General features: G+C 36.2%; 2 pseudogenes. Both read right to left on the bottom strand.

The window, feature by feature from the left end:
• A pseudogene (locus SORDD16_RS05810) lies at window positions 1-429 on the bottom strand (hypothetical protein); the annotation flags it as partial.
• Window positions 426-668 (bottom strand): annotated as a pseudogene (locus SORDD16_RS11870) (hypothetical protein); the annotation flags it as partial. The pseudogenes SORDD16_RS11870 and SORDD16_RS05810, both read right to left, overlap by 4 nt.

Genomic DNA, 668 nt, shown 5'->3' with positions numbered 1-668 from the left:
ATTTTTAGGGCTTTTTGGTTGAAGAACATCAAATTCAATTACTTTTTCAGGATTAGTAGCATTTTTTAAAGTGGTCTGATTTACATTTTTTGATGCACTATTCGTATAATTTTTTAAAATTTCTAAACGATATTGTGTTGCATCATAAACACTAGCACGATTTTTATTAATATCAACTAAAACGATTTTACTTGGTATAGGAATACCACCTTTAGTTCTTAATTTAGAAAGATAGTGGATAGCTTGCACAAGTACAATATTTAGATCGGCAATGCTGTTTTTAAATTCAAACAGCGCTCCGTTAACAATACCATCAGTATTTTCGATTAAAATATCCTTTTCATCAAAACCGAAACTTCTCCAGAAAAATAAATTGTCAGCTCTTTCATTTCCAGATTGCCAACTTCTATCAATAGCTAGAGGCGTCATTTTACACCTCCTAAAATCAGCTCATTGAGTTGAGGAATAACAGAAAAGACCTCCTCACAAAAATGTGAAAAAGCCTGTTTTAGTGCTTGACAAAAAACACGTCCGATTACATAATCAGTGTGAGCTGTGAGCTGTGAGCTGTGAGCTGTGAGCTGTGAGCTGTGAGCTGTGAGCTGTGAGCTGTGAGCTGTGAGCTGTGAGCTGTGAGCTGTGAGCTGTGAGCTGTGAGCTGTGAGCTG

It is taken from the genome of Streptococcus oralis, assembly GCF_001578945.1.
Taxonomy (GTDB): Bacteria; Bacillota; Bacilli; order Lactobacillales; family Streptococcaceae; genus Streptococcus; species Streptococcus oralis_Q.
The sequence above is the reverse complement of the archived record's forward strand: the minus strand, read 5'-3'. Positions and strand labels throughout refer to the sequence as shown.